The following is a 19,516-nucleotide window of genomic DNA, read 5'->3' as shown; positions in this document are numbered from 1 at the left end:
GCGGCGCTGAGCGCACGGCGAAATGCGTTGCGCTAGTTAATCATTCGAAGTGCATTCAAATCGGGCACGGCAACCGGTCGCCTGCGGCGGGGGTTGGAATCGCCTTGGTTCTGACGAAGGCGAGCCGTGGAGTCGCCCGGCCTCGACGCCGCGCCCGACGGCCTCAGAGCAGGGTCGGCAGTGCGATGACCGAGTCCACCGCAAGCGCGCAGAACACCAGCGCCAGGTAGTTGTTCGACTGCAGGAACAGCCGGAGCGGCTTGACCGGTTCGCCCGCCCGAACTCCGGAGTACAGCTGGTGGGCCATGGCCAGGAACCACACCCCGGCCAGAACGGCAACCGCCGCGTACAGCCAGCCCGTCGCCAAGCCCAGCACCAGGGTCGCCAGCACCGTGAGCCAGGTGTAGATCAGGATCTGCTTGGTGACCTGACGTTCAGTCGCCACGGCGGGCAGCATCGGTACGCCTGCGGCTTTGTAGTCTTCCTTGTACCGCATCGCCAGTGCCCAGGTGTGCGGCGGCGTCCAGAAGAAGATGATCGCGAACATGGCCAACGCCTGCCAGCCGATAGTGCCGGTGACCGAGGACCAGCCGATCATCACGGGCATGCAGCCCGCCGCGCCGCCCCACACCACGTTCTGCGAGGTGCGCCGCTTGAGCAACAGCGTGTAGACGAAGACGTAGAACGCGATGGTGACAACGGCCAACAGACCCGAGAGCAGATTGGTGGTCCACCACAACCAGAAAAACGAGCCCACGCTGAGCAACAGTCCGAAGACCAGGGCGTTGCGAGTCGGTACCGCCGCTCGCGCCAGCGGTCGCCGGGCGGTCCGCTTCATCACCTTGTCGATGTCGGCGTCGGCCACGCAGTTGAGCGTGTTGGCACCGCCGGCGGCCATCATGCCGCCGATCAACGTGTTGAGGATCAGCAGCGGGTCGACCGACCCCCGGTGCGCCAGCAGCATCGCCGGTATCGCTGTGACCAGCAACAACTCGATGACCCGAGGCTTGGTCAAGGCGACGTAGGCCAGTATCTTGCCGGTGACCTTGCCGCTCGTCCCGCCCCCCGGGGCCTTACTCTCCAAGCGCCCGCGAACGCTCACGCAATTAACTCCTCGGTGAAATCGCAGCCGCGCGCAGCTTCTACTACGCACGATGGTAGACCGCGCAGGGGCGGTCTCAGCGCCGCAGGGTCGATTCGCCCGACTTTGTCCACCGCTCGACCCAAATCAAAGACGCACAGAGGGTAGAGCTGTGACCCGCGACACGATATTTTCACACGGGCTTCATCGGGTAACCGTTATCTAGCCCTGCTGCCGCGAGCAATCCCGCACTAGGGTGGGATTGGTCAGTTGATGACCCCAGGACTGAGGACTGAATGACAACTGCCGAAGAGATCTCTGCACTCACCCAACCGCGCCTCCCCGACGACTGGACCGAGATCGATACGGCTTCGGTCGACACGGTCCGAGTACTGGCGGCGGACGCCGTCCAAAAGGTCGGTAACGGGCACCCCGGAACGGCGATGAGCCTTGCGCCATTGGCCTACACACTGTTTCAGCGGGCAATGCGCCACGATCCCAGCGACGTCCACTGGTTGGGCCGCGACCGGTTCGTGCTGTCTTGTGGGCACAGCAGCCTGACCCTCTACCTGCAGCTCTATATCGGCGGCTTCGGGCTCGAACTGTCCGATATCGAGTCGCTGCGCACCTGGGGTTCCAAGACGCCCGGTCACCCCGAGTTCCGCCACACCAAGGGTGTCGAGATCACCACCGGCCCGCTGGGACAGGGTCTGGCATCTGCGGTCGGGATGGCGATGGCGGCGCGCTACGAGCGTGGACTGTTCGACCCGGACGCCGAGCCGGGCACCAGCCCGTTCGACCACTTCATCTACTCGATTGCCTCCGATGGCGACATCGAAGAGGGAGTGACGTCGGAAGCGTCGTCGCTGGCCGCGGTGCAGCAACTGGGCAATCTCATCGTGTTCTACGACCACAACCAGATCTCGATCGAGGACGACACCAACATCGCCCTGTGCGAGGACACCGCGGCCCGTTATCGTGCCTACGGCTGGCACGTGCAGGAAGTGGCGGGCGGCGAGAACGTGGTCGGAATCGAAGAGGCCATTGCCAACGCGAAGGCCGAAACCGGCAGGCCGTCGTTCATTTCGCTGCGCACCATCATTGGCTACCCTGCCCCGAACCTGATGAATACGGGCAAGGCGCATGGAGCGGCACTCGGCGACGACGAGATAGCGGCCACCAAGAAGATCCTCGGCTTCGACCCCGACAAGACGTTCGAGGTTCGCGACGAGGTGATCAAACACACCCGCAGCCTGGTGGATCGCGGCAAGGACGCGCACGAAGCCTGGCAGGTCGAGTTCGACGCCTGGGCCGAGCGCGAACCCGAACGCAAGGCACTGTTGGACCGGCTTACGGCCGAAGAGTTGCCCGAGGGCTGGGACGCTGACATTCCGAAGTGGGAGCCAGGGTCGAAGGCGCTGGCCACCCGCGCGGCCTCCGGCGAGGTGCTGGCGGCCATCGGGCCGAAGTTGCCGGAGTTGTGGGGCGGTTCGGCCGACCTGGCGGGCAGCAACAACACGACCATCAAGGGCGTGAAATCCTTTGGCCCCCCGTCGATTTCGACCGACGACTACACCGCCGACTGGTACGGCCGCACGCTGCACTTCGGTATTCGCGAGCACGCGATGGGGTCGATTCTGTCCGGCATCGTGCTGCATGGACCCACCCGGGCCTACGGTGGGACATTCCTGCAGTTCTCCGACTACATGCGGCCCGCGGTGCGGTTGGCGTCGTTGATGGACATCGACACCATCTACGTTTGGACCCACGACTCGGTGGGTCTCGGCGAGGACGGGCCTACCCACCAGCCGATCGAGCACCTTGCGGCGCTGCGGGCAATACCCAACCTGTCGGTGGTCCGCCCGGCCGACGCCAACGAAACGGCCTACGCCTGGCACACGGTTATAGCCCGTGGCAACGGCAGCGGTCCGGTCGGGTTGATTCTGACTCGGCAGGGGGTTCCGGTGCTGGAAGGCACCAACGCCGAGGGTGTCGCCCGCGGCGGCTACGTGTTGGGCGACTCAGAAGGCGACGAGGACCCCGACGTCGTACTGATCGCCACTGGTTCGGAGGTACAGCTCGCGGTCGAGGCACAGAAGTTGTTGGCGGAGAAGGACATTCTCGCCCGAGTGGTGTCGATGCCGTGTGTGGAGTGGTTCGAATCCCAGCCGGACGACTACCGCGACAGCGTGCTGCCCCCGACGGTTTCGGCGCGGGTGGCTGTCGAGGCCGGCATCGCCCAGTCCTGGCACAAGCTGGTGGGCGACACCGGAAAGATCGTTTCGATCGAGCACTACGGCGAATCCGCCGACTACAAGACATTGTTCCGCGAGTACGGCTTCACCGCGGAGGCCGTCGCTGCCGCCGCGGAAGAAGCACTCGATAACTGAGAAAAGGTGATTTGAATGACCCAGAATTCCAACCTTGCCGCGCTCAGCGCCGCAGGCGTGTCGGTCTGGCTCGACGACTTGTCGCGGGACCGGATCAAGTCCGGCAATTTGCAGGAGCTGATCGACACCAAGAGCATCGTCGGCGTCACCACCAACCCGTCGATCTTCCAGAAGGCATTGTCGGAAGGCAGCGCCTACGACGATCAGGTCGCCGAGTTGGCCGAGCGAGGCGCCGATGTGGACGCCACTATCCGCACCGTCACAACCGACGACGTTCGTAACGCCTGCGACGTGCTACGACCGCAGTGGGAGAGTTCCGACGGCATCGACGGCCGGGTGTCGATCGAGGTCGACCCGCGACTGGCCCACGAGACCGACAAGACGATCCAACAGGCCATCGAGCTGTGGAAGATCGTCGACCGGCCCAACGTGCTGATCAAGATCCCGGCCACCAAGGCGGGCCTGCCGGCCATCACCGCCGTCCTGGCCGAAGGGATTTCGGTCAATGTCACGCTGATCTTCTCCGTGGAGCGGCACCGCGAGGTGATCGATGCCTACCTTGCCGGATTGGAGAAGGCCAAAGAAGCCGGCCACGACCTGGCCAAGATCCATTCGGTAGCATCGTTTTTCGTCTCCCGGGTGGACAGCGAAATCGACAAGCGGCTGGAGAGCAACGGGTCTGAGGAAGCGCTCGCGCTGCGCGGTCAGGCCGGCGTCGCCAACGCCCGACTGGCTTACGCCGCCTACCAAGAGGTCTTCGAGGGTGGCGAGCGCTTCGAGGCACTGAAGGCAGACGGCGCGCGCGTGCAACGGCCGTTGTGGGCGTCCACCGGCGTCAAGAACCCGGACTACTCCGACACCCTCTACGTCACCGAACTGGTCGCCGCGAACACGGTGAACACCATGCCGGAGAAGACGATTGACGCTGTCGCCGACCACGGTACGGTCACCGGAGACACGATCACCGGCACCGCGGACGAGGCCCAGGGCGTGTTCGACCAGCTCGAGGCGAACGGGGTTGACCTGACCGACGTGTTCATCGTGCTGGAGGACGAGGGCGTGGAGAAGTTTGAAGCATCCTGGAACGAGTTACTTGAGGCGACTCAGGAACAACTCGACTCCGCCAACAAATGACCCCACCCCAATCCGATAGTCGCGGTCGCGCCGCGGGAGACGCCGAGCATTGGCAGAACCCGTTGCGCGACAAGCGCGACAAGCGGCTGCCCAGGATTGCCGGCCCCTGCGGGATGGTAATTTTCGGGGTCACCGGCGACCTGGCCCGCAAGAAGGTCATGCCGGCGATCTACGACCTGGCCAACCGTGGCCTGCTACCCCCGACCTTCTCACTGGTGGGGTTCGCGCGCCGCGACTGGAGCACCCAGGACTTCGGCGACGTGGTCTACAACGCCGTCAAGCAACATTGCCGGACACCTTTTCGGCAGGAGAACTGGGACCGCTTGGCCGAGGGATTCCGTTTCGTACCAGGCGCTTTCGACGATGACGACGCCTTCGCCCGGCTCGCTGAGACGCTGGAGAAGCTCGATGCCGAACGCGGCACCGGCGGCAATCACGCCTTCTACCTGGCGATCCCGCCAAAGTCGTTCCCGCAGGTGTGCGAGCAGCTGCACAAGTCCGGCCTGGCCCGCCCGCAGGGCGACAGGTGGAGCCGGGTGGTCATCGAAAAGCCCTTCGGCCACGACCTGGCGAGCGCGCAAGACCTGAACAAGACTGTCAACTCCGTCTTTCCGGAGGAATCGGTCTTCCGTATCGACCATTACCTGGGCAAAGAGACCGTCCAGAACATCCTGGCGCTGCGCTTCGCCAACCAGTTGTTCGACCCTATCTGGAACGCGCACTACGTCGACCACGTGCAGATCACCATGGCCGAAGACATTGGACTCGGCGGCCGGGGCGGCTACTACGACGGCATCGGGGCGGCCCGCGACGTCATCCAGAACCACCTGATGCAGTTGCTGGCGCTGACCGCGATGGAAGAACCGGTCAGCTTCAAGCCGAAGGCGTTGCAAACGGAGAAGATCAAGGTCTTGTCGGCGACGAAGCTCGCCGAGCCACTCGACGAGAACACCAGCCGGGGCCAGTACTCGGCCGGCTGGCAGGGCGGCGAGAAGGTCGTCGGGCTGCTCGACGAAGAGGGATTCGCCAAGGACTCCACCACCGAGACGTTCGCAGCCATCGCTCTCGAGGTCGACACCCGGCGCTGGGCCGGCGTGCCGTTCTACTTACGGACCGGAAAACGGTTGGGACGCAGGGTCACCGAGATCGCGCTGGTCTTCAAGCGTGCGCCGCACCTCCCGTTCGACGCCACCATGACCGACGAGCTCGGCACTAACGCCATGGTGATCCGGGTACAGCCCGACGAGGGCATCACCTTGCGGTTCGGGTCGAAGGTGCCGGGGTCAGCCATGGAAGTCCGCGACGTCAACATGGACTTCTCCTACGGTTCGGCCTTTTCTGAGGACTCCCCGGAGGCCTACGAGCGGCTGATCCTCGACGTGCTGCTCGGCGAGCCGTCCCTGTTCCCGGTCAACTCGGAGGTCGAATTGGCTTGGGAGATATTGGATCCCGCTCTTGAGAACTGGGCGTCGCACGGTAAGCCCGATCCCTACGAGGCAGGCACCTGGGGCCCGGACTCGGCATTCGAGATGCTGCGCCGCACCGGCCGGGAATGGCGGCGGCCATGATTGTCGATTTGCCTGACACCACCACCAACGCGGTCAACAAGAAGCTCGACGAACTGCGCGAAGACGTCGGTGCCGTCACCATGGGCCGGGTACTGACGCTGATCATCGCGCCGGACAGCGAGACTGTGCTCGAGGAGTCGATAGAGGCGGCCTTGGGCGCCAGCCACGAGCATCCCAGCCGGATCATCGTCACGATGCGCGGCGATCCATACGCCGACAAGGCCCGCCTGGACGCGCAACTGCGCGCCGGCGGCGACGCCGGTGGTGCGGAAGTTGTGGTGCTGCGGCTTTCGGGTCCGTTGGCAGGCCACGCCAACAGCGTGGTGATCCCGTTCCTATTGCCCGACATCCCGGTGGTGGCGTGGTGGCCCGATATCGCCCCGGACGTCCCCGCGCAGGACCCGTTGGGCGAGTTGGCCGTTCGTCGCATCACCGACGCCACCAACGGTGTCGAACCGTTGGCCGCGATCAAGGGCAGGCTGGCCGGATACACCCCGGGTGACACCGACCTGGCGTGGAGCCGCATCACGTACTGGCGGGCACTGCTCACCTCGGCGATCGACCTGCCGCCGCACGAGCCGATCGAGTCGGCACTGGTCTCGGGCTTGGTCGACGAACCGGCGCTCGACATTCTGGCGGGCTGGCTGGCCAGCCGAATCGACGGCCCGGTACGTCGGGAAGTCGGCGAACTCCGAGTGGAACTGGTCCGCAAGAGCGAGACCATCGTGCTGAGCCGGCCGCAGGATGGAACGACCGCAACGCTGAGCCGGGACGCCCGACCGGACGCGCTGGTCCCGTTGCCACGCCGGGTGACCGGTGAGTGCCTGGCCGAAGACCTGCGCCGGTTCGACGCCGACGAGATCTACCACGCCGCACTCGAAGGCATCGAGAAAGTGGAGTACGCGTGAGCACCGACGTCCAGGTCTTCGAAGACAGCGATGCCCTGGTGCAGGCCGCCGGTGCGCGATTGGTCGACACCATCAATGCCGCGGTGGCGGCGCGCGGACAAGCGCTGATCGTGTTGACCGGCGGCGGTAACGGCATCGCGCTGCTGCGCTATCTCGCCGACCCCGAAGCCGGGCAGATCGACTGGTCCAAGGTGCACCTGTTCTGGGGCGACGACCGTTACGTCCCCGACGACGACGACGAGCGCAACGAAAAGCAGGCCCGCGAGGCGTTGCTCGACCACGTCGCCATCCCGGCGAGTCAGGTACACCCGATGGCGCCCAGCAACGGCGAATTCGGCACCGACATCGACGCCGCCGCACTGGCGTACGAGCAGATCCTGGCCGCGAACGCCGCACCAGGCGACCCGGCACCGAGCTTCGACGTGCACCTGCTCGGTATGGGACCCGAAGGCCACATCAATTCGCTGTTCCCGGATACCCCGGCGGTGCGCGAGACCACTCGCATGGTGGTTGCGGTCGAAGACTCCCCGAAGCCGCCCCCACAGCGAATCACCTTGACGCTGCCGGCAATTCAGCGGTCCCGCGAGGTCTGGCTGATAGTGGCCGGAGGCGGCAAAGCCGATGCGGTGGCAGCCGCCGTCGGCGGCGCTGACCCGGTCGCGTGGCCGGCCGCCGGAGCTGTCGGGCGCGAGAGCACACTCTGGCTGCTCGACAAGGACGCCGCGAGCAAACTGCCGGCTTGACGGCGGGCGCCGATGACGACCAAATATCCGGTTCCCGCTCCGCCACTCGCGGAGGGAACCGCTCTGCCCTGGGATGTGGCAGTCGTTGACGCCGTCGCCACGATCGGCACGGCCCGCGAACGCTATGGCGACACGTTCGTGGTGGAGAGCGGCGCCGACCGCTACCTGTTCACCTTCTCCCCCACCGGCGTGGAATCTTTCTATGCACTCACCGAGGACAAGGCGAGCAAGGGCGTCGCCGACTATCTGATGCTGCGGCGCAAACTTCCCGACGAGATCTTCGCCGGACGACGCACCTTGCCGACCACCCTGTTCCGGCGCGACGACGTGGCCGGCTACCTGGCTAACCTGGACCGAGCACTGCGGCAGACCTCTTCCGAGCTGGGCCGGTCCGGTTCGGTCGACGTTTTCGACCTGACCCGCCGACTCGGTCATCGAATGGGGTTGGCGTCGTGGGCCGGCCCTGGGTCGGCCGACGGCGAAGCCTTCGAACGCCTGGTGGCTGCCCTGGACACGCTGGACGGCTCCGATGCTTTCGTGCACCCCGATCGGATGGCAGCGGTCGCCGCGACGGACAAGCGCGCCGAGCGGGCCGCGCTCGACGAGGTCGCCGAAATCGTTGCCGCCGCGGTCGATCGTTACAGCAGTGGTGATTTCGGCGGCGATACCGCCGACCAGGACCTGTTCGGCCGCATCGTCGAAGCCTGGTCCGCCGAGCCGGACGACGTCCGAATCCGCGGCATCGCCTTCGACGTCGCCCTGATTCACGTGGCATCCATGTCGAATCTGGCGGCGGCGCTCGGTTGGGCGTTGGTCGACCTGATCGAGCACCCGGTTCATCTCGAGCGAATCCGTGACGACAGCAGCGACATCGGCGACTTCGCCCAGCGCTGCGCGCTGGAATCGACCCGGCTGGCACAGCGCTCGATCATGACCCGCGCCGTCTTGGCTCCGGTCGAGCTCGACACCGGCGCAATCCGCTACCAGGTGCCGCCCGGTTGGACGATCGCGACGCTGCTGCCGCTGCTCAACACATCGGCGGCACCCGGCCTGCAACAGTGGGATCCAGATCGGTGGACTCGTTATCGGCTCACCGACCAACAGGCGCTGCCCTCACCCATGTTGGTGACGGCATTCGGGCACGGACGGCATACCTGTCCGGCCCAACCGTTTTCGCTAGCGGCAATGACGGCGGCGACGACGCATCTGCTGCGCGAATACCGGATGACACCCGGATGGACGTCGCATCCGCTGCCGGTTCCCGCTCAGATCGGCGGCGTGGCCCGCGCGGATGGTCCCTGTCCGGTCGACTACGTCCGCAGCTGAGAGACAGCGCTACATCTTGGTGAAACGGGCCATGGCAAAGCTGTAGAAGCCGTAGGTGATGATCCCCAAGCCTGCGGCGATCAGCAGCGCGACGCCGTAAGGTTGGGCGCCAAGCGTTTTCAGGGCGCCATCGAGTCCGGTGGCCTTCGCCGGATCCGAACGCAACGCGGCCACGATCACCAGCAGGCCGGCCGCGACGATGATCAGGCCTTTGGCGACATATCCCACTGTGCCGAGTCGCCGCACCAGCTTGCCGGATCTGCCCTTCAGGTCATCGACAAAACTCTGGCTGGCGCCCTTGTAGACGTGGTAGCCGCCCACCGCCACGACAATCAACCCGGCGACGACGAGAGCGACAGTGCCTGCGGTCGTCTGCATCAGGCGCGCGCTCATCCCGGCGTTCTGGTCGCCGTTGGATTTCCCTGTCCCCATCGCGAATCCGAAGGCTGACCAGGCAAACCCGAGGTAGACCAGCGCCAGACCGAAGGCCTTGGCGCGATCCAGCGCTTCCGATGATCCGTCCTGCTGTTTCGGTTCGGTGGAACGACCGAGGGCGGTCTCGACGAGGCGCCACAGGCCCATCGCCAGCAGCGCAACCGCCGCCACCCAAAGTGCCGCCTTGCCACCGGGTTTGGTTGCCAGTTCGGCCAGGGCTCCGGACTGGTCGGCGGTACCCCTTTCGCCGAAGGCGATCCGGATAGCGAGGTAGCCGATGATCAGGTGCAAGAGACCGCTGACGATATACCCGCCCCGGGCGAGCCGTTCGAAGTGCGTGTTCTGGGCCAAATCGGTCATCTGGCCGGGATGCCCGTTATCCGCTGTTGCGTAACGCGCTCGCCAATCCGTTCATCGTCAGCAGGATGCCCCGCTGCACCAGTTCGTCGTCCTCGCCCGAGCGATACCGGCGCAGCAGTTCCACCTGCAGATGGTTCAGCGGCTCCAGGTAAGGAAAGCGATTGAACACCGAGCGCGCGAGGGCCGGGTTGTCCGCCAGCAGGTCCTCCTCGCCGGTGATCCGCTTATAGATGGCGATCGTGCGGTGGTGCTCGTCGACGATCTTGTCGAAGACTCTGCTCCGCAGGTCTTCATCGTCGACCAACTCGGCGTAACGAGCGGCCAGCCCCAGATCGCTCTTGGCGAGCACCTGGGCCATGTTCGACAGCACACTGCGGAAGAACGGCCACCGCTTGTACAGATCGGTCAGGATGGCCAGCCGGTCTTCTTCGCTTTCCGGACCCGCGGCGATCCACTGCTCGAACGCCGAGCCGGTGCCGTACCAGCCGGGAAGCATCACCCGCGACTGGCTCCACGCCAGCACCCACGGAATGGCGCGAAGATCCGAGATGGACTGAGTGGGCTTGCGCGAGGTCGGACGACTGCCGATGTTCAATGATCCGATCTCGCTGACCGGCGTTGATGCCTTGAAATACTCGACGAAACCCGGCGTGTCATGTACCAATTCGGCGTACGCCCGCTTGGCCAGGGTGGCCACTTCCTCGAGCACCGCATAGGCCGGCTCCGCCGAGTCACCCAGGCCCTCGACATCGAGCAGCGTCGACTCCAGGGTCGCGGCCAACAGACTTTCCAAATTGCGCCGGGCGCTTTGTGGTTCGGCGTACTTCGCTGCGATCACCTCGCCCTGCTCGGTGAGGCGCAACGAACCGTTCACCGCGCCCGGCGGCTGCGCCAGGATCGCCTGATAGCTGGGACCGCCGCCGCGACCGACTGTTCCGCCGCGACCGTGGAAGAGCCGCAGCCGAATTCCGTTCTTGCGAGCGGTCTCCACCAGCGCGAGTTCGGCGCGGTAGACCGCCCAGTTGGCGGCCAGATATCCGCCGTCCTTATTGGAGTCGGAGTAGCCGAGCATCACCTCCTGCATGTCACCCCGCGCCGCGACCATTCCCCGATACAGCGGAAGTTCAAGTGTCGCTTGCAGAATGGACGCACCGTTGTGCAGATCGTCGATCGTTTCGAACAGCGGGGAAATGCCGACCGGACAGTACGGCTCGTCCCCCGACGCGTCCAGCAGGCCGGCTTCTTTCAGCAGGATCGCCACTTCCAGCATGTCGGACACTGACTGGCACATTGAGATGACGTAGTTGGGAACCGCTGCGGGACCGTAGGTTTCGACGGCGTGTGTGGCCGCGCCGATGATGTTCAATTCCTTGTGCGCCAGTTCGGAAAGTCGCGCCCGGTCTCCGAGGAGCGGACGGCTGGTGCTGAGTTCGGATACCAACAGCTCCACCCGCTCGTCTTCAGGAAGCGAGGCGTAGTCCGGGTGCACCCCGGCCCAGGCCAAGAGTTCGCCCACCACTTCCTCGTGCACGTCGGAGTTCTGCCGAAGATCCAGACCGCTCAGGTGAAATCCGAAGACGTGCACGCCTTCTCGCAGTAAAGCCAGCCGGTCGTCGGCCAGCACCGCGCTGCCGTGGTTACGCAGCGAGGCATCGATCGTGTCGAGGTCGGCGCGCAGCTCGGCCGGGGTGACGTACTCGGACAGGCCCAGGTCGAGCAGGTGCGGCGGCTGTTGATCCAGGATCGCGGCGGCGGTGGCGCTCAGCCGAGCCCTGATCACCCGCAGTGCCCGCCGGTACGGCTCGTCGGCGCGCGCTTTGTCACCGCAGCCTTCGGCCAGTTCGGCCAACTCGGGGCTGACTTTGAGCAGCCGCGATGACATCGACAGCTCCTGCTCGAGGTGGTCGAGTTCGCTGAGATAGTGCGCCAGCGCGGTGTAGGCGGCACTGCCGGTGGCCAGTCGCACCACGTCGGCGGTGACGTTCGGGTTGCCGTCGCGGTCACCACCGATCCAGGATCCCGGCTGCAACATCGGTCCCGTCAGCAGGTCACCGTCGGGCCAGCGGGCTCGCAGCGCCTCCCTGACCTCGGCATTGACCTTCGGTAGCACCTCAAAGAACGCCGACCGGTAGTACTGCAGGCCCACCGCGATCTCGTCGCTGATCTGAAGCCGCGACAAGCGGATGATCGCTGTCTGCCACAACGTCAGGATCTGGCGGCGCAACTCGAGTTCGATGCTGCGCCCACCGTCGGTTTCGGTGTGGCCCTCGGCATGCAGCCGCATCAGCTCGGTGATCCGGTGCTGGGTGACGAAGACGGTCCGCCGCCGGGTCTCGGTGGGATGCGCAGTGATGACCGGAGCGACCAGCGCACCCTTAAGCGCTTCGGCGACGGTGGCCGAATCCAGTTCGCCGAGCTCATTTTTCAGGTCGAGCTTTTCGAAAGTGGCGGCCAGACTGCTGTCCTGCGGGGGCTCACCGGCCGCGACGTGGATACGACGGCGACGTTCACGGTGAATGTCTTCGGCAACGTTGGCCAACAACGCAAAATGGGTGAACGCGCGGATGACCGGGATGGCCTGGTGGATGTCGATGCCGTCGAACATGCGCGACACCTCGGCCCGGTCGATCTCGGAGCGACGCACCCGAAAGGACTCCACCCGAGCCCGCTCGACGAGATCGAAAACCTCCTCGCCGTTCTGTTCTCGCACCGTGTCACCGAGGATTGCCCCCAACATCCTGATGTCGGCGCGCATCGGCTCGGTCGCCTCACGCCCCAGTGCGGTTCGATGGACGTCACCGATCGGATCGAGCGCGGTATCCAGACCCTCAGCCATGCGTCCTAGTATCAGCGACCCGACCTGTTTCGGCATTCGCTGGCCCAGGAAGGAAACCTGCCACACAGGTTCGGTAAGCTGCGGGTCATGGAATTGGGTCTGCGGATCACCCTGGTGGTCACCAGCGTGCTGGTGGTGTTGCTGGTGCTGCTGCACCGCGCCAAGGGTGGCGGCCTGTCTACGCTGTTCGGCGGGGGTGTGCAGTCGAGCCTGTCCGGGTCGACGGTCGTGGAGAAGAACCTTGACCGGTTGACGCTGTTCATCACCGGTATCTGGCTCGTGTCGGTCATCGGCATGGCTCTGCTGATCAAGTACCGCTAGCGAGACCTTAAGCTCGCGAGTTCCTCAATTTTTCGGCCGACATTGGTCTGGCGAAATGCCAGCCTTGGGCGGCGTCGCAATCCATGGCGTGCAACCGGGCAGCTTGGCTGGGAGTCTCAACCTGCTCGGCGGTAACGCTGAGCCCGAGTGTGTGGGCCAGGTCGATCATCGCTCGGGTGATCTGTTCGTCGGCCAGTCGGCCATGAATGTTGCCACCGAGATTCTTGATGAACTCACCTGCGAGTTTGACGACGTCGATAGGCAGATTGCGCAGGTAGGCCAAGCTGGAGAAGCCGGTGCCGAAATCATCGATGGCGATGTGAACGCCCATGGCTGACAGTTGCTGCAGCCTGGTCACCGACGTCTCGTCTTTGCCGAGAATCGCGTTCTCGGTGAGCTCCAGCTGCAGCGCGTGCGGGGGAAGTCCGGCGTTGGACAGGGCGTTCCTGAGCACGGAGATGAATCCGGCATCGCAGATGTTGCGGACCGAGACGTTCACGCTGACGAACGGCAGTGGGTCGGCGGTCTCGTTCTCGCGCCAGCCTTGCAGATCGCGGCATGCTTGCTCGATCACGAATGTAGTGAGCGGCACGATCATCCCGTTTCGCTCGGCAAGGTTGATGAAACGGTCGGGAAGCAGCGTGCCCAGCGTGGGGTGCGCCCACCGCAGCAGAGCCTCGGCTCCGATAATGCAGTTGTCACTGAGCCGCACGATCGGCTGGTAGAGCACGAAGAACTCACCTCGATCGAGGGCTCTGGATATCGGGGTGTTGTCCTGGTCGCGGTCGTAGAGCGCCCACCTGTTACGGCCGGCTTGCTTGGCGCGCGCCAGCGTTATGTCGGCGCCTTTCATCAGGTCGACCTGGGACATCTCGCCGACCTCTTGTTCCATGACGCCCACGCTGGCGGAGATGGAAATCGAATGTCCATCGACATCGAAAGGCGATTCGAGAACACGCAACACCGAGTCAGCCAGCTCTGTTACCTCGTTGGTACTGCCCGGTCCCCGTACGAAGAACACGAACTCATCGCCACCGAGGCGCGCAACCATTTGATCGGATCGCTGCAGACACAACGCCAATCGGTCGGCGACCATAACCAGAACCTTGTCGCCGATGTCGTGGCCCAGGGTGTCGTTGACGTCCTTGAAGCAGTCGAGGTCGACGTAGCAGATGCCGACGCGGGAATGGGGATGCTCGAATGCGTCGTTGAGGCGCTCGAAGAACTGCGCGCGATTCGGCAACCCCGTCAACGGATCGAACAGGGCTTGATGGCGTAGTTGTTGTTCGAGCCGATGGCGGTCGGTCACGTCCTCGAACAGTGCGAGGGTGTTGATGGGTACGCCGTTGGCGTCCCGAATCAGCGAGACGTTGACACTGTTCCAGATGGTGTGCCCGTCACGGTGCAGGTGGGGTTTCTCCAAACTCACCCGTTCGACGTCGCCCCGCATCAACGCCCCGTACTGCTCCCATACTTCGGCCGTGTCGTCCGGGTGGTTGAGGTCCCTGATATGGAATTTGACGAATTCCTCTGTCTCGTAGCCGAACATTCGCGCGAACGCGTCATTGACCACCAGGATCTGGCCGGCCATATCGGAAAGGCCGACCCCGATGCCCGCCTGCGCGAACACCGAACGCAGCAGTTCTGCGTCACGACCACTCGCGCCACCCGCGAGGATCGATTCGATCGCGCCATCGATGTCCGGCGCCCGTTGCATAGCGCTGGCGAGCCATCCGCCGGCGTCACCTGTGCCGCTCATGTCGTCGCGATCCTCCGTACTAGATGACGACCAAGCCCAACCACCGCCCACACCGTCATGCGCACATCACATGGTTGGCGGCAGCAACACATAACTGTCCCACGCGGAACGCAGAAATTCGTGCAATCGCAGTGAACAAATGTACAGCTGTACAATTAGCCCAGCTTCCAATGGTCTGTTGGGGCAAGCGGCTCAGCAATCGTGGATGAAAGTCAGCGAAGGACGACGTTGAGACATGTGATGCAACTGCGGGACGCAGGGCAGCAGAGGGCCAGAGAACACCCATTCTTCGACTGGCTTCGCAGCGACCGAGTACCCGCGCAGGACCAGCTATCCATAGGACCTGCCGGCGCGCTGTTCATCATGCAGTTCCGGGATATGAACCGATGGGTTCTGCGGTTCCCCGAGCCCCGCTCGGAATACGAATGGGTGATCAATCTCGGCACGCTTGAAGACGAGAAGCATTCCAAGATATTCCTGGAGGACTGGCACAAGCTCGACCTGGACGCCCGACTGGGCTGGCGCACCAGCGACATGCTGTGGTGGTTGTTCCTGTCCCCTGACCAGGAGCCGTTCCGCCGCAGTGGAATTGAGTTCATCCGACTGGTCGTCGATGACGGCGACGACGCGTTGATTCGGTTTGGCCACTCCGAGGCCGGTGAGGCCACGGGCCACGTCATGCTCGCCAACACCGCCCGCGTCGCCACCAATCTTTCTCGCCGAACGGGACTCGAATACCGGTATTTCGGTCCCTACCACCTGGACCTGGAAACCGGACACGTCGGCAATACCCAAGGCGTGTTCGAGACTGTGGTGCTCGACGCCGCACAGCGGGAGCGTGCCGCAGAAGCATGCACGCGGATGTTCGGCATCTTCGACGGCATCTTCGACGGATTCCTGCACTACGCCAACACTTATCTCGAAACCGGAACCGTCCCGCGTCGCCCGCAACTGCCCGCCGAGGATCGGACTGATTGGACCGCTCCCTCGCTGGCGATCGGAGTACGCGACGAGCACGACAACGAGATGCTGCGCCACATCGAAGAACACAAGAAGAGGGTGCGCGCGCATCCGTTCTACGAATGGCTGCGCAACGACGAACGCAGCGCCGCGGACAAGCTACGTCAGTTCATCCCGATGTGGGTGATGGACATCCTGGGCTACCGCGACTTGACCAAGTACGCCTTGACCTTTGCCGAACCCGCAAGCGACGAGGAACGTGCGGTCAACGCGTGGGCGTCGCGACTGTCTGAGCACAGCCAACTCTTCCTGTCGGACTGGGACGCGCTCGGGCTTGACGACATGCTCGGCCACACAGCCAGCGGTGCGCTGGAGTGGCTGTTCTTTGATACGGACATGGATGTGCACCGCGAGAACATGATGGAGTTCGCCAAAATCGCACTGCGACACAGTGATCCGGTGTTGCGTTGGTGGATGCTGGTGGCGCTTGAATCCACCGGTGAGGAATTCTTCACCCAGACAACGCCCCTCGCGCTGGCTGCGGAGACCGAAACCGGGGGGAAGCTGGATTACCTGGCCGGTCGGCACGACCCGCCAACCACCACAAGTGGTGACACCGTCGAAGTCAGCGCACCCGCACCGCTCACCACAGCGCAATTGGAGCTTGCGAAAGGCATTGCGACGCATGTGTTCGACTCGATGGAACGGCAACTGTGGCGGTCCTACGCAATAGTCCGAGCCGGAAAGTACGGTCAGTTGGCGGCGCATAAATAGGGCTCGCGCCCGTTTGCAGTCACGTGCCGGTGAGTCGATGTAAACCGTCGACGCACAGGCTCCACGCACGGGTCCCGACGGTGATGGGATCGAAGTGGCCGCCATCGAAGGTTTGAAGCTGCGTGTTGTCACCCGCCCGTCGCCCTGCATCGACAAAATCCTGCGACTGGCTCATCGGCACCAACGCATCCGCGGTGCCGTGCACGCAAAGTGACGGGACACCCAGCGGCACGAGCGCGAAAGGAGAAGCTTGCGCAAATGCATCGGGCTTCTCGGCCGGGGTACCGCCCAGATAGGTATCGATCGCGCCCCCGCCAAGACCTTCGGCCGAACCGCGGACCAAGTCCAGTACACCGGCCTGCAATACCAGACCCGAGAGTGGCACGGCACCGCCGCGTCGCGAGGCCAGCCATCCCGCGAGCTGGCCTCCCGCCGAATGCCCAAGCGCAACAACCCGGGTCAGGTCCATACCAGAGGAATGTGCGGGCAGAGCTTCGACGGCGGCCGCCACATCCTGTCCGGTCTGCGGCCACCCTCCCCCGCCACCCACCCGGCGGTACTCAATGTTGAGCGCGGCGAAGCCACGGCCCGCCAGGTCTACGGCCAGCGGGCGGCCGAGTTCAGCACCGTAGCGGGCCGACCAGTAGCCCCCATGGATGATCACCACCACCGGCGCCGGATCAGACCGCGTAGGCAGCGTGATCTCGGCGTATTGGCTGGGATGGTCACCGTAGGTGTAGCGCACCGGCCCATTGTCGCCGAAACCATTCGGCATCCCCGAGGTGCAACCAGCGACTAACGCCGCGACACCTCCGACGACGCTCAGCGCGGTCCGTCGGTCGTAGAGCTTGGGCTCTCGGTAGGCAGTCGTGGTCTCGCGGCCGGCCGCTACGGCAGCGGCCCGCCGGCCGCGATGGCCGCCAACGTCGCGAACTGCTCCCCATCCAGCGAAGCCCCACCGACCAAGCCGCCGTCGATGTCGCCCTGGGCGACGAGTTCGCCGACGTTCTTGGCGTTTACCGAGCCGCCGTAAAGCACCCGCACAGTTTCGGCAATCGCCGGCGAGGCCAGTGACGCCAACTCCTCGCGGATCGCCGCGCACACCTCTTGCGCATCGGCGGAGCTTGCCACCCGGCCGGTGCCGATGGCCCACACCGGCTCGTAGGCGATGACGACCTTCGCGATCTGCTCGGCCGAGAGACCTGCCAGCGAGCCGCGAAGCTGCTCGACGTTGTGCGCCACGTGATTTCCGGCCTCGCGTACTTCGAGGTGCTCACCGATGCAAACGATCGGCGTGAGCTCGTGCTTGAGCGCGGCAGTGGCCTTCGCAGCTACCAGCTGGTCACTCTCGTCGTGGTAGGTGCGCCGCTCGGAGTGTCCGACGGTGACGAAGCTGCAGCCCAACTTGGCCAGGAATGCTCCGCTGATCTCGCCGGTGTAGGCGCCGGTGTCGTGCTGCGACAGGTCCTGGGCACCATAGGTCAATCGCAGCTTGTCGCCGTCGACCAGGGTCTGCACGCTGCGCAGGTCGGTGAACGGCGGGATGACAGTGACATCGACCTTGTCGAAGTACTTGTCCGGCAACGCAAATGCGATCTTCTGCACCAACGCGATGGCCTCGAAGTGATTGAGGTTCATCTTCCAGTTGCCGGCGATCAACGGCTTGCGACTCACGAGTCTGCTGCTCCCTAGTTTTGTTCGGGCTGGGGCTCGCCGAGCACCTCGATGCCCGGAAGCGACTTGCCCTCAAGGTATTCCAGCGACGCGCCGCCGCCGGTGGAGATGTGCGAGAAGGCGTCCTCCGGAATTCCCAGCGCCCGGACGGCGGCGGCGGAGTCGCCACCACCGACCACGCTGAACGCTCCCTTACCGGTCGCGGTGACGATCGCCTCGGCGACACCACGGGTACCCGCCGCGTAGGCCGGGAATTCGAAAACGCCCATCGGGCCATTCCAGAAAACGGTCTTGGCGTTCGACAACAACGTGGTGAACCGCTTGACCGAACCCGGTCCGATGTCGAGACCCATCAGGTCGTCGGGAATCTCGTTGGCGGCCACCGTCCGTGGCGCCGAGTCGGCGGAAAACTCCTCGGTCACAACGATATCCACTGGCAGTCGCAGCACATCATGGTAGGTGTCCAGCAGCTTGCGGCAGGTATCGATCATTTCCTTCTCGAGCAGCGACTTGCCTACCGAATATCCTTGCGCGGCAAGGAAGGTGAAGCACATGCCGCCACCGATCACGATGCTGTCGGCTTTCGTTGCCAACGACTCGATGACGCCGAGCTTGTCGGACACCTTCGATCCGCCGAGCACGACTGCGTAGGGCCGCTCGGTGGACTCGCACAACTGCTCGAGCACCGTGATCTCGTCGGCGACCAGAGCGCCCGCGTAATGCGGCAGCAGGGTGGCGATGTCGTATACCGAGGCTTGCTTGCGGTGCACCACCCCGAAGCCGTCCGAGACGAACGCTCCACCCGGCCAGACCAATTCGGCCAGTTGCTTGGCCAGGGCCAGGCGCTCACCGTCGTCCTTGCTGGTCTCGCGCTTGTCGAAGCGGATGTTCTCCAGCAGCAGGATGTCGCCGTCGGTAAGTCCCTCGGCGCGGGCCAGCGCATCGGTCCCGACGACATCTCCGGCCAACTGCACGTGCCGCCCGAGTTGCTCACCGAGTGCCGCCGCTACCGGCGCCAGCGAGTACTTCGGGTCCGGCCCGTCCTTGGGGCGGCCCAGGTGAGCCGCGACCACCACCTTTGCGCCCGCGTCGACCAGTGCCTTCAGGGTCGGCACCGACGCGGTGATCCGGCCTGCGTCGGTGATGTTGCCTTCATCGTCGAGTGGCACGTTCAAGTCTGAACGCACCAACACGCCCCGACCTGACACACCTTCGGCGAGTAGGTCTTTCAGAGTTGGAACGGCCAC

The 19,516-nt window shown here is 64.5% G+C and carries 15 protein-coding genes and 1 pseudogene; 8 read left to right on the top strand and 8 right to left on the bottom strand.

Annotated elements, in window-relative coordinates:
• Positions 1-163: 163 nt before the first annotated feature.
• Positions 164-1,102, bottom strand: coding sequence for a heme o synthase (locus ACZY1I_RS30735; protein ID WP_463761297.1), 939 nt, complete (start codon positions 1,100-1,102; stop codon positions 164-166).
• A gap of 275 nt (positions 1,103-1,377) precedes the next feature.
• On the opposite strand from ACZY1I_RS30735, the gene tkt reads away from it, so the two are divergent.
• The 6 genes from tkt to ACZY1I_RS30705 are packed head-to-tail and all read left to right on the top strand — an operon-like array spanning position 1,378 to position 9,150.
• Positions 1,378-3,471 carry a transketolase gene (gene tkt / locus ACZY1I_RS30730; protein ID WP_463761296.1) on the top strand — a complete coding sequence of 698 codons (2,094 nt, stop codon included), beginning with the start codon at positions 1,378-1,380 and terminating at the stop codon, positions 3,469-3,471.
• Between the two features lie 15 nt (positions 3,472-3,486).
• A complete protein-coding gene (gene tal, locus ACZY1I_RS30725; RefSeq protein ID WP_463761295.1) occupies positions 3,487-4,605 on the top strand; it encodes a transaldolase in 1,119 nt (372 codons plus the stop codon).
• Positions 4,602-6,173 (top strand): glucose-6-phosphate dehydrogenase, encoded by a 1,572-nt coding sequence (gene zwf, locus ACZY1I_RS30720; protein WP_463761293.1) that lies wholly within the window; start codon positions 4,602-4,604, stop codon positions 6,171-6,173. The genes tal and zwf overlap by 4 nt, the downstream gene beginning before the upstream one ends.
• Positions 6,170-7,081 carry a glucose-6-phosphate dehydrogenase assembly protein OpcA gene (gene opcA / locus ACZY1I_RS30715; RefSeq protein ID WP_463761291.1) on the top strand — a complete coding sequence of 304 codons (912 nt, stop codon included), beginning with the start codon at positions 6,170-6,172 and terminating at the stop codon, positions 7,079-7,081. Before zwf ends, opcA begins: the two co-directional genes overlap by 4 nt.
• Positions 7,078-7,824: a 6-phosphogluconolactonase gene (gene pgl / locus ACZY1I_RS30710; RefSeq protein ID WP_463761290.1), complete on the top strand. Its 747-nt coding sequence runs from the start codon at positions 7,078-7,080 to the stop codon at positions 7,822-7,824. The genes opcA and pgl overlap by 4 nt, the downstream gene beginning before the upstream one ends.
• A gap of 12 nt (positions 7,825-7,836) precedes the next feature.
• Positions 7,837-9,150, top strand: coding sequence for a cytochrome P450 (locus tag ACZY1I_RS30705; protein WP_463761289.1), 1,314 nt, complete (start codon positions 7,837-7,839; stop codon positions 9,148-9,150).
• 9 nt (positions 9,151-9,159) lie between these two features.
• Here the strand turns inward: ACZY1I_RS30705 and ACZY1I_RS30700 are convergent, their stop codons facing one another.
• Both ACZY1I_RS30700 and ppc read right to left on the bottom strand, forming a co-directional pair.
• Entirely contained in the window at positions 9,160-9,945 is a 786-nt protein-coding gene (locus tag ACZY1I_RS30700; protein WP_463761288.1) for a DUF1206 domain-containing protein, read from the bottom strand.
• A 16-nt stretch (positions 9,946-9,961) separates the two neighbouring features.
• Positions 9,962-12,781 (bottom strand): phosphoenolpyruvate carboxylase, encoded by a 2,820-nt coding sequence (ppc, locus tag ACZY1I_RS30695; protein WP_463761287.1) that lies wholly within the window; start codon positions 12,779-12,781, stop codon positions 9,962-9,964.
• A gap of 87 nt (positions 12,782-12,868) precedes the next feature.
• On the opposite strand from ppc, the gene secG reads away from it, so the two are divergent.
• Complete coding sequence (gene secG, locus ACZY1I_RS30690; protein ID WP_463761286.1) at positions 12,869-13,102, top strand: preprotein translocase subunit SecG; 234 nt, start codon at positions 12,869-12,871, stop codon at positions 13,100-13,102.
• Positions 13,103-13,109: 7 nt separating this feature from the next.
• On the opposite strand, the gene ACZY1I_RS30685 is transcribed toward secG, so the two are convergent.
• Positions 13,110-14,411, bottom strand: a complete 1,302-nt coding sequence (locus ACZY1I_RS30685; protein ID WP_463761405.1) for a putative bifunctional diguanylate cyclase/phosphodiesterase — start codon at positions 14,409-14,411, stop codon at positions 13,110-13,112.
• Positions 14,391-14,819 (bottom strand): annotated as a pseudogene (locus ACZY1I_RS30680) (PAS domain-containing protein); the annotation flags it as partial. The gene ACZY1I_RS30685 and the pseudogene ACZY1I_RS30680, both read right to left, overlap by 21 nt.
• Before the next feature lie 420 nt (positions 14,820-15,239).
• Here ACZY1I_RS30680 and ACZY1I_RS30675 point away from each other — a divergent pair.
• On the top strand, positions 15,240-16,595 hold the full coding sequence (locus tag ACZY1I_RS30675) for a hypothetical protein (protein ID WP_463761284.1): 1,356 nt from the start codon (positions 15,240-15,242) through the stop codon (positions 16,593-16,595).
• Positions 16,596-16,614: 19 nt separating this feature from the next.
• On the opposite strand, the gene ACZY1I_RS30670 is transcribed toward ACZY1I_RS30675, so the two are convergent.
• From ACZY1I_RS30670 to ACZY1I_RS30660, 3 genes are all read right to left on the bottom strand, one after another.
• Entirely contained in the window at positions 16,615-17,340 is a 726-nt protein-coding gene (locus ACZY1I_RS30670; protein ID WP_463761282.1) for an alpha/beta hydrolase family protein, read from the bottom strand.
• Positions 17,341-17,483: 143 nt separating this feature from the next.
• The gene (tpiA, locus tag ACZY1I_RS30665; protein ID WP_463761281.1) at positions 17,484-18,269 is read right to left on the bottom strand and encodes a triose-phosphate isomerase; all 786 of its coding nucleotides are present in this window, start codon (positions 18,267-18,269) and stop codon (positions 17,484-17,486) included.
• Positions 18,270-18,283: 14 nt separating this feature from the next.
• Positions 18,284-19,516 carry a phosphoglycerate kinase gene (locus tag ACZY1I_RS30660; RefSeq protein WP_463761280.1) on the bottom strand — a complete coding sequence of 411 codons (1,233 nt, stop codon included), beginning with the start codon at positions 19,514-19,516 and terminating at the stop codon, positions 18,284-18,286.

The organism is Mycobacterium sp. IDUB_37, from assembly GCF_055419245.1.
This window is presented reverse-complemented; position numbering and strand designations above follow the sequence as displayed.

Excerpts from the sequence above, each read along its gene's own strand:
- tkt (WP_463761296.1), top strand. The coding sequence starts at position 1,378 with ATGACAACTGCCGAAGAGATCTCTGCACTCACCCAACCGCGCCTCCCC.
- tal (WP_463761295.1), top strand. The coding sequence starts at position 3,487 with ATGACCCAGAATTCCAACCTTGCCGCGCTCAGCGCCGCAGGCGTGTCG.
- zwf (WP_463761293.1), top strand. The coding sequence starts at position 4,602 with ATGACCCCACCCCAATCCGATAGTCGCGGTCGCGCCGCGGGAGACGCC.
- opcA (WP_463761291.1), top strand. The coding sequence starts at position 6,170 with ATGATTGTCGATTTGCCTGACACCACCACCAACGCGGTCAACAAGAAG.
- ACZY1I_RS30705 (WP_463761289.1), top strand. The coding sequence starts at position 7,837 with ATGACGACCAAATATCCGGTTCCCGCTCCGCCACTCGCGGAGGGAACC.
- ACZY1I_RS30700 (WP_463761288.1), bottom strand. The coding sequence starts at position 9,945 with ATGACCGATTTGGCCCAGAACACGCACTTCGAACGGCTCGCCCGGGGC.
- ppc (WP_463761287.1), bottom strand. The coding sequence starts at position 12,781 with ATGGCTGAGGGTCTGGATACCGCGCTCGATCCGATCGGTGACGTCCAT.
- secG (WP_463761286.1), top strand. The coding sequence starts at position 12,869 with ATGGAATTGGGTCTGCGGATCACCCTGGTGGTCACCAGCGTGCTGGTG.
- ACZY1I_RS30675 (WP_463761284.1), top strand. The coding sequence starts at position 15,240 with ATGAACCGATGGGTTCTGCGGTTCCCCGAGCCCCGCTCGGAATACGAA.